This is a genomic window from Colwellia sp. (assembly GCF_013215345.1).
GTDB lineage: Bacteria > Pseudomonadota > Gammaproteobacteria > Enterobacterales > Alteromonadaceae > Colwellia.
Genome location: NZ_JABSOV010000044.1, coordinates 21,726 through 32,350, shown reverse-complemented (window position 1 = coordinate 32,350; position 10,625 = coordinate 21,726). Strand labels below are relative to the sequence as shown.

Annotated in this window: 5 protein-coding genes; 1 reads left to right on the top strand and 4 read right to left on the bottom strand. The window is 39.5% G+C overall.

Annotated elements, in window-relative coordinates; genetic code table 11:
• The 4 genes from HRT50_RS08815 to HRT50_RS08800 all read right to left on the bottom strand — a co-directional run.
• Positions 1-375 (bottom strand): LysR family transcriptional regulator (locus HRT50_RS08815; RefSeq protein ID WP_291613523.1); only part of this gene is annotated, 375 nt, incomplete at its 3' end.
• A 34-nt stretch (positions 376-409) separates the two neighbouring features.
• Positions 410-2,143 (bottom strand): Na+/H+ antiporter NhaC family protein, encoded by a 1,734-nt coding sequence (locus tag HRT50_RS08810; RefSeq protein ID WP_291613520.1) that lies wholly within the window; start codon positions 2,141-2,143, stop codon positions 410-412.
• Between the two features lie 344 nt (positions 2,144-2,487).
• Positions 2,488-3,699: a sodium/glutamate symporter gene (gltS, locus tag HRT50_RS08805; protein ID WP_291613518.1), complete on the bottom strand. Its 1,212-nt coding sequence runs from the start codon at positions 3,697-3,699 to the stop codon at positions 2,488-2,490.
• A 133-nt stretch (positions 3,700-3,832) separates the two neighbouring features.
• The gene (locus HRT50_RS08800; protein ID WP_291613516.1) at positions 3,833-5,110 is read right to left on the bottom strand and encodes a diaminopimelate decarboxylase; all 1,278 of its coding nucleotides are present in this window, start codon (positions 5,108-5,110) and stop codon (positions 3,833-3,835) included.
• A 336-nt stretch (positions 5,111-5,446) separates the two neighbouring features.
• Here HRT50_RS08800 and HRT50_RS08795 point away from each other — a divergent pair, with 336 nt between their 5' ends.
• Positions 5,447-10,192 (top strand): NAD-glutamate dehydrogenase, encoded by a 4,746-nt coding sequence (locus HRT50_RS08795; RefSeq protein WP_291613514.1) that lies wholly within the window; start codon positions 5,447-5,449, stop codon positions 10,190-10,192.
• Positions 10,193-10,625 lie beyond the last annotated feature (433 nt).

Here is a 10,625-nt window from a genome sequence, read left to right as displayed (position 1 = left end):
TTGTACGTTAAAGTTTACCTGAGGATGTTTTTGGTGATATTTTGCGATGGCACTTGGCATAACATCAAAACCTAATGCGGGACTGCCCGCTATGCTTATTTGGCCATATTCAGATTTTTTAATGTTCTCTGCGGTATTCTTGATAGAACGCATCTGTTGGTATATTTTATCTACTTCATCAAACAGCATTTCCGCTTCATCGGTTGGGATCAAACGACCTTTAACCCGTTTAAATAAGTCAAAACCGAGCTGCATTTCCGCGTGAGATAATACTTTGCTGACCGATGGTTGGGAAACATGTAATATTTTAGCAGCATTCGTTATTGAGCCCGTGGTGTAAATGGCGTGAAAAATCTCAATATGTCGTAAGCGCATTTTTCTCTCCTAAGTGAGTGTATCAATAGTTACTTTAAGCAAAAAAGTAAACGGTGAGTGTCCATAAACAGCCAGCAAGCGTTGCCGCAAATGTCGCTGGTACTAACTGAGATTTAACATGGTCCATTAAATCACAACCAGTGGTCATGGCACTCAATATGGTGGTATCTGATATAGGTGAACATTGATCGCCAAAGACGCTACCATTAAGCACTGTGGCAAAACAAACCATCATAAATAGCTCGGGATTAGCCAGCCCTTGAGATTGGCAAACAGCCCAAGCTAAAGGCATAGCTAATGGAAACGCGATTGCATAGGTACCCCAACTGGTACCAGTAGAAAAAGCGATAACCATAGTGATTAACTGTAATATCAGCGGTAACAGCCAAAAGGGTAATTGTTCACCAAGTAATGACACTAAATACAAGCCGCCGCCAATTTCTTTGCTGATACTGCCAATAATCACCGCGAGCATTAATATTACAGAGGCAAGCACCACACCTTTTAAACCATTACCAAAGCCGTCAACAACATCAGTTAAGGTCATGCCTTTGATTAAGGCAATGCCAGCAGACAAGAGTAAAGCTGCACCAAAAGCCCAATTTATTTTAGGAGAGCCTAAATAGATAAAAGTGCTAACAGCAATAGCGATCAGGGTGACTAAAGGTAGGATAAATTCTAAGACATGGGAGTTATATCCCGACGGCACATTACAAGCTTGTAACTCTTTAGCACTTAACGGTCTTGCGCCAGGAGCATCTAACTGGCCTGTTTTTTCGGCTCTTTGTTGAGCTTGGCGAATTCTTTTACCGGAAAAAGTGGTGATATTTAAACATAATAATAAGGTGCCTATTACCGCGATAATGCCATAAAAACTGAAAGGGATACTGTTAAAAAAGAAGCTTATTCGGTCTGCTTCTGTCGCCAAAAAGGCTACTCCAGGGACAAAAATTAACGCTTGCACATAGGCAGGCCAAGCATTAAAAGCGATAACTAAGGCAATAGGTGAAGCGGTTGAGTCAACGATATAACTCATTTCTTCGTGGCTCACTTTAGCTTTATCAGCTAATGGCCTAACTGTGGTACCTACTAAAACGGTACTCATAGTGCCGCCTTGGAAAAATAATATTCCTAGCAGCCAAGAAATAAGCTTGGCTGAGCGTGGACCTTTAACAAAGTGCTCGGTCATATAATTAGCAAAGGCTTGGGCAGCACCGGTTTTAGACCAAATACCTAATAAGCCACCTAATAACCATAGATACAGTAATAACAGCCCAGCCGTACCTTCTTTGGCTAAATTGGGAATGATCACCGCATCGGTTAAATCGTATTGACCTAACATTATTGAGCCGACCACTATGCCAGCAAAAAGTGAGCTTAATGGCTCACGAGTGAGCAAGCATAAGGCGATGGTGATAAAAGCAGGCAACAATGACCACAGGCCAAAGTGAAAGGCAGGTTTAAGCAGTGTTAATTGCTGGTCGTCCTTTTCTACCCATTGCTGTGTAAATGGCGGCTGCTGACTTAGCTCATTTATGCTTAGGTTTAAGTTTTCTTGTTTGAGCGGTGATTGATGGTAGGGCACCACATCTTTGATAATGACTTCTTTGCCCTTATATATATAAGCATTTTCACCTGAGTCTGTTTGGTAAGTATCATAGAGGTAGGATTGCTCTAGCCAGGTTTTATCAACCGCATTATTAACGTAGATAGCGAAAAATAATCCTAGGCTAATAATAACCAGGGCTAGGCTATTGTTTTTACTCATGAATGACCATCCCTAGTGGTCAAGGTGCATATGTTTAGGGCACTGGCGTTATAGTAGGTTATAGCATAGCTATTAAAGCTTTGATCTTGTTTAGTCATTGGCAAAGCCCTTGGCAATGTGGCTCAATATAAAACGATAAGAAGACATAATTATCAGTTAATATAGATTTCAGTTAACATGGTTATCAGTAAAACAAGCTGATATATATTCTTAGTTCTAAGCTATAACCTTAGGTTATAACTTAGCTAATAGGGTCAAGTTAACTTGATACAGCCGACATGTATACAATTTTATCTTTTAAGATGAGCACTGCTAACCATACTGAGGCGTAACTTAGGTATAAGTTAAGGTGTAACAAATGGCAGGCTTAAATACAGTTGAATAACCAGCGCATTGGTAATATCTATAAAGAATGCGCCCACTAAAGGTACTACTAAGAATGCTTGTGGAGATGGACCATGTCTGGCAACCAGAGATTCCATATTAGCAACCGCCGTAGGCGTAGCCCCTAAACCAAAACCACAGTGACCACCGGCAATAATAGCAGCATTATAATTTTTGCCCATAACTCTAAAAGTAATAAAGTAAGCAAACATCATTAGCATAATGGTTTGGACTAAAATAATAACTATCATTGGCAGCGCTAGGTTGGCCAATTCCCAGACTTTTAATGACATTAGCGCTAAGGCTAAAAAAATCGATAAGGCCATGGTGCCCCATAAATCAATGCAAGCTCTGCTGATGGTGTAGCGTTTAGATAATTCAGTTAAATTTGTTGCTAATACACCAAATAATAGTGGCATCAAAAAAGCGGGTAAAATGACATCATTACTTTTTAACTCTAAGTACACCACGTGGCCAACCGTCATACATAATAAAATAATGAATAGGGTTTCCATCATTTTTTTCGGGGTCACTAGATCATGATCTTCCGGGTTAAAGGTTATCGTATCATCAAGCTCTTCATGATAACTATCAGCTTTTAGATTATAGCGTTTAATCAATCGTTTACTTACCGGACCACCAACCAAACCACCTAAAACTAAGCCTAAGGTCGCGGCTGCCATAGCCAGTTCAAATACAGTGGAAGGCATATTGTATTCACTAATAAATAAATCGGCATAAGTAGCGCCATTACCATGACCGCCAGAAAGAGTGACTGAGCCGCCAATTAAACCCATTAATGGGTCCATGCCGGCACCTATGGCTAATGAAACACCAACCGCATTTTGGACCAGTAGATATAAGGTTGCGACCCCTAAGAACAAAATAACCTTTGGGCCACCTTTGACTAATAACGAGTAACTTGCCCCTAAGCCAACAGTAGTAAAAAACACCGTCATTAACGGGTTTTTAAATCCCATTTCAAAATTAAAGTGAATATCAAAAAAGCTATGTGCTATGGCGGCTAATATTGAAAAGAGTATACCGCCAACAACGGGCTCTGGAATGTTATTGTTGCGTAAGAGGGCTACTTTGCTATTACAATAATAACCTGAAAAAAGAATAATTAATGCAACCACTAATGTTTCTAAGATACCGACGTTGATGTCCATGATTAAACTCACTTTATAGTTATGTGACTAAGCTAAGCTCACTCAATAAGTTGTCGTTAAAGAGTGGCTTGCATTAGACTGATTTAGTATGAGGATTTTTGCTGACGATGTGTTTTTACAATGCTAGAAGCACTTACATCTTGTTTAAAACATCTTGTAAGGATTCTGGCTCACGTATGCATGTCATTGATAAGGAATCGTCGGGGCCGCTGACAGCGTAAACAGCTACTCGAGGTAAGCTGTTGTAATCAAAATGATTGGTAAAGTAATAACCACCCGTATCGTGCACCATGACATAGTCATTGAGCTCTAACTTGGGTAACTGTTGATTACTGCAGATTAGATCACCGGCAAAACAACAAGGTCCTGCAACATCTGTGGTGACAACTTCTGAGTTTTGAGGGTTTTTTTCTATGCCTTCAGCGGTATAACCCGTGACTCTAATTGGCCATGATTTAGGTAAAAATGCCGTACGGGTGAGGATTTGTGCGCCGGCGTGTGTGGTGGCAATGTGACGACCGCCAGAGTTTTTTGTGTATTCTACACGGGTAATAATGACGCCATTTTTCGCAACAATAGCACGACCAAATTCAGTTTTTACTTGGTACTTACCGGTAAACAATAAGGGTACTTCAGCTTTTAATATGTCTGCGTAATCTTTAAAGCTTGGCTTAATTACTTCTGAGCTAAAGTTTACTGGCAAACCGCCACCAATATCTAAACGGGATATTTGTTGACTACCAATTACCGCATTTATTTCCTCGGCTAACTCGGTAATGACCTTAATGCCATATGCCATTAAGGTAAGTTCACAGCCTTGGGAGCCAGTGTGAGTATGAATACTCGTTAACCAAGGACGAGCCTTATAAATATTAATAAGGGTATTACGGTTATCATTATCCAGTAAGGCATAACCAAATTTTGACGTTGCTGTTGCTGTACTTGTTGAGCCAATTTTACCGGCGCCAATTTGTGGGTTAACACGAAAGCCAATGACAGATTTACTGTCAGGAAATTCAAGCATTAGTGCATCAATGCGTGCAAGCTCTTGTAAGTTATCAATGTTAAGGGCTATGTCACTTTTTATACAGGTGCGTAAGTCCTGTAGTGTTTTTGCAGGAGAATCAAAGATAATGTTCTGGGCAGAAAAACCTGCGGTAAGGGCAATTAATAATTCCCCAGGGCTGGCAACTTCAGCGCCCATACCATATTCCCGTAAAGGCTTTAATACATTGACTAAGGCATTAGCTTTTACCGCAAAGGTGTGGAAGAAATTAACGGGGAAAGCGGCATAAGCATCACTGACGGTTTTTCTTAAACCGTATAAATCCATCACGCCAATAGCGGTTAAATCATTATCGATAGCGTGTGCGTTGATAGCTGTTTTTATTATGTTTTGATTTCTGTTCATATGGGTATCTTTTTCAATTAAGGAAACATGCCACTGTTGCAATAACAGATGATTCTTCTTCGATACCTTTAAGATAATGTAACAATATGAAAATGGGTATTAGTTAATCTTTGCTAGGTAATAACTTAGGGTTATGTGCTCTAGTTGAAAGCGCTTGTAATAAAATCACGCGAAGTAACTACAACGTTTGGTTATACCTTGGTCAACAAAATGAATTTGCCTGGAAATCAGCCACTGGCTAGGCTTTTGTTTATAGCCAGTGGATAAATCAACTGGCTATAGCATCTTTCTCCCTGAAGGGAAGGACTCTTATAATACCAATTAAGGCAATTTATCGTGACTGTCGCTACTGATTTAGAATTATGTCGTTATATTAATGAAAGCTACCCTGAGGCAGATATAACTGCTTTTGAACGTTTTTCTCAGCAAATTTTTAACAGCTTACTCAGTGTTGATTTACAAATGCTATCAACCTCACAGCGTTATCAAACCGCTTTGATATTATGGCAATCCTTTGCTGATCGTAACAGCAATGAAAATAAAGTTGTCATCGAAAATAGACAACAACAAGGTGTGTTGGTTGCAGGCTCAGTCATTCATATTATTACCGATGACAAAGCCTTTATTGTTGATTCTATTTCGGCGTTATTAAAAGCACAGGGTTATAAAATAAATGTGTTTTTACATCCTGTTGTTAATCGAACTCATATTTTCGATGGTACCTGTAAAGCAGTAGATGCTGGTCGAGACGAGTCCATTTTATACATAGAGCTAGCTAATCAACTAGAGCCAATAGTGGTTGGCGAACTCGTTGAAACTATCCAAAAATTATTGGCAGATATCGCTAGAGTAACGCAAGATTGGCCGTTAATGATGGTCAAAACTAAAGGTATTAACCATAAGTCAGCTGATTTAGCAGATAATGATACTGAAACGTTTTTAACTTGGCTTTGTCAGCAACACTTTGTTTTTATGGGTTATAACTATATAAAAACAAACGCTAAAGGTAACGCGGAACCAGCTAGAGGCTGTTTGGGCACCTTTCATGATGATGTCGCGATTAAGACTGAGGCTTTAACACTTTCACCGGTAGAATTTAGCCGGTTTGTTGCTGACAGCAAGCCATTGATGGTCAGTAAGTCATTAGTAAAATCAACAATTCATCGCCATGATTACCTTGATTTAATCAGTGTTAAGGAATTTTCTCAGCAGGGTGATTTAATTGCTGTTCATCAGTTTTCGGGATTATTCACGCAAGTCGCTAATAATTTACAACCCAACAAAATCCCTTTTTTACAGGCTAAGTTAGCACAAGTTTTACAACAGCTGTGCTTGAAAGTAGATAGCCACGACTATCGTAATTTCACCCATATTCTCGCGGTGTTACCCAAAAGAGAGTTATATGAAAGTAGCGTTGCGCAACTGCTTGTTTTAGCGAAGAGCATTCATAACCTAAATGTAAGAAGTAAATCAGGCGTTTTTATTAGGGAGAATGATTTAAATGAACAAGTGTCAGTACTGGTATTTGTTTCTAAAGACGCATTTTGTACCGATTTACGTGATGAAATTGAAAGTGAGTTAGCCGGGGCTTATCAAGGTGAAATCTTATCTCGTCGTTCAATGCTAAATGATAACTACCTCGCGCAGTGGCATTTTATTGTTAAAAAAGGTGCTTGCCTTAAAAATGAAGTCGATCTCAGCGCCTTGATAGCAAGTATTGAGTCTAAAACACAAAGTTGGAATGAGAATTTAACTACACTGATCTCGCAATTGTGGCAGGGCCAGCAAGCAAACTTGTTAGTTAAGAAATATAGCAATGCTTTTTCGAAAACTTATAGAGAGCACTTTTCTGCTAAACAAGCCATAAGAGCAATAAAGAACATTGAGTGTTTAACTTCTGACAATGTTTATCAGTTTCAAGTTTACCGCTCAGCACAAAGTAAAAGTGAGCTTACCTTAAATATATATACTTTAGAGCAAAGCATTGCTTTAAGTGATTCTATTCCTTTTTTAGAGCAGTTTGGTTTCAGACCTGTCGATGAATTTAGCTTTCATGTCAGCTGTTCAATTAGCAATACTAGTAGCAAAGTTTATAGTTATACCCTTGAGTATCCTAATGAAGATACCGATATTGATGCATTAAAAATTAATCTTGAGTACGCATTGGCACAAGTGTGGGCCGGTAGCATTGAAAGTGATGGCTATAACAAGTTATTACTTGGTGCTGATCTCAGTATCAGGCAAATTGTTATTATTCGCGCTTACGGTAAATACTTACGTCAATTAGGTTTAGGTTACTCCGAAGAGTACTTCCAACAAGCCTTGCTTAATTACCCTGAGATTGTCCATGGTCTCATCAACTTATTCGAAGCACGCTTTGCCTTAACTGATGACTCAATTGATCAACGTAATGCCATGACTGAGGTTATCAAAGGCGAGTTATTAGCAAGTCTCAGTACGGTAACAAAAATTGACCATGACAGAATTCTCCGTAACTTTATTGCTGCCATTTCAGCCACCATAAGAACTAATTTCTATCAAGTTACTCCAAGTGGCGAGCATAAACATTACTGTAGCTTTAAAATTCGCAGTGGTGAAATTGATGATGCGCCGCAACCTAGACCTTATGTTGAAACCTTTGTTTATGCGCCGCAAGTTGAAGGTGTGCATTTAAGGTTTGGTCCTGTTTCTCGTGGTGGTTTACGTTGGTCTGATAGGCAAGAAGACTTTAGAACTGAAATTTTGGGTTTAGTAAAAGCGCAGCAAGTTAAAAATGTTGTTATTGTGCCACAAGGCGCTAAAGGCGGCTTTGTCTCTAAGAAACTGCCCGTTAACGGCACACGCGAAAGTATTCTTAACGAAGGCATAAGTTGTTATAAGGTGTTTATCTCAGCGTTATTAGACCTAACCGACAATAATACCGCTGACGGCATAGTTAAGCCGAAAGATGTGGTTTGTTTTGATGGCGATGATAGCTATTTAGTTGTCGCTGCAGATAAAGGCACGGCAACCTTTTCCGATATTGCTAATGCCCTCGCTGACGATTATGGCTTTTGGCTCGGCGATGCTTTTGCCTCGGGTGGCAGTGTTGGCTACGATCATAAAAAAATGGGTATAACTGCCAAGGGTGCTTGGGTGTCAGTGCAGCGACATTTTAACGAGATGGCTATTGATGTGCAACAAGATGAAATCAGTGTTATTGGAATCGGTGATATGTCTGGCGATGTCTTTGGTAATGGCATGTTGTCTTCAAAAACGATAAATCTAGTAGCGGCTTTTGACCACCGGGATATATTTATCGACCCAACACCTGATAGCCCCTTGAGTTATGTCGAGCGCAGTAGACTTTACCAGCTGGATCGTTCCTCATGGCAGGATTATGATAAGTCCTTAATTTCTGCTGGCGGTGGTATTTTCAGTCGCTCGGTTAAACACATTCCATTAACAGCACAAATAAAACAGTTACTTAATATAGATAGTAAGGTTGAACGACTGTCTCCAAATGACTTGATTCGTCATGTTTTACTCTGTCAGGCCGATTTACTCTGGTTTGGCGGTATAGGCACTTATGTTAAAGCCAGTAGTGAAATTAATACCGAAGTAGGGGACAAAGCTAACGACTTGTTGCGTGTTAATGGTAATGAATTACGCTGTAAGGTCATTGGTGAAGGCGGAAACTTAGGTTGTAGTCAACTGGCCCGAATAGAGTTTTCTAAAGGCGGCGGTAAAATTAATACCGATGCGGTTGATAACTCCGCTGGCGTTAATTGTTCAGACGCTGAAGTAAATATTAAAATATTGCTCAATGGCTTAGTTGATAAGCAAAACATGACTAAAACACAGCGTGATGCCTTATTAGCATCGATGACTGACGAAGTTGGCGCTATGGTATTGCGTAATAATTATTATCAAGCGCAAGCATTAAGTATCGATGAAGCGAATAGCCAATCTCATTTTGATAGTTTTACCCGTTTAAGCCAATACTTGGTCAATAGCATCGGTTTAAACCGTGAATTAGAGTACTTACCCGATGACGAAGAGTTGCAAGCAAGAGTTATTGCTCAGCAAGGGCTAACTCGACCTGAGTTAGCGGTGTTGATGGCTTATTCAAAAATGGATGTGCATGATGCCTTATTAAAAGAGCAGCATTTAATAACCGATAGCTACTTCAAAAAATACTTATTATCGGCGTTTCCTGTCATCTTGGCCAATGAATACCAAGCAGAGATTATTAATCATCCGTTAGCCAAACAAATTATTGCCACCAGTATCGCCAATGAAATTTTCAACCGTGGCGGTATACATGCGGTAAGAGAGCAGACCGGCGCAACTATCGCCGAAATTGTCAAAGCGTTTATTATTGCCAAAGAAGTGTTTGCTTTGGATGATATTTGGCATCAAATAGAAGCGCTACAAGGGTGTGTTTCAGCGCAGATTCAAATTAAGATGATGATAGAAGTCCAGCGTTTTTATCGTCTAATGGCTATTTGGTTTATTAACCACGCTAATGCAGATGAAAGTATCGCTAGCATAGTACAGCGCTTTACACCTGGGTTACATACCTTACAGCAGCTTAATGGTGACGACATTAGCCTACCATTCTCACCGGTTGATGAGTCACTCTATCAACTTGAGAGCGAGGGTGAAGCTCAAGCTTTGGTTGATAAAATTCATCAGTTAAAAGTTTCTAGCGTGGTGTTCTGTGACATTGTCAAAACTGCGTTTGAGCTCAAGTTAACGGTGACTGAAATTTTGCCCTGTTACTGTAAAATAAGTAACTTGCTCGGTCTTGCCTGGTTAATAGAGCAAACAGAGCGGGTGCCGGCGAAAGATCATTGGTCAAGGTTAGCGCGCTTTAGTTTATTACTTGATTTACTCGAAATTCGAGAAAAACTGGTGGTAAATGTAATTAACAGTAATCGAAATGAGCCGGCTGAAATCGCTATTGAGCTGTGGTCAAAAGACAAGTGCTCAGCGTTAAATAGGATAAATAGCGTGCTTGATGATTTAAAGAACAGCGGTAAAGTGCACATAGATAAACTCTATTTTGCTAACCGTCAATTAAGAACTTTACTTGCTTAATTACGCGCTTAACTGACCGCTTAATTTTGAATTCTTTAACAATTATCTATCACTTGCTTGTTTAAGCAGTGATAGATTCCGCCTAGTCTGCTATGGTGTTCTTAGTACTTTTTAATAGTTAAGTTCAATAGCGTTAAAACACGCATCCTCTGTTTATTAAATCCTCTATAAATTCATTTTATTGATGCTCTGTTAGGCTAAAAACAGTCTTTATTACGCCGAGTATTACGCCGAGTATTACACCTAGGATCACGCCGAGATAAAGTCAGGCTATAACCCAAGGTTATAGGGCAGCAATAAAGCGTTAATTGTTAACCTTGTAATTTAAGTTCATGGTTAAGGTGAATGAAACGTAACTAAATGATCAGGTAGCTAATAACCTGACAATTATAAAACAAGCTAAATTACAACGGTGGATGTCATGAGAGATAAA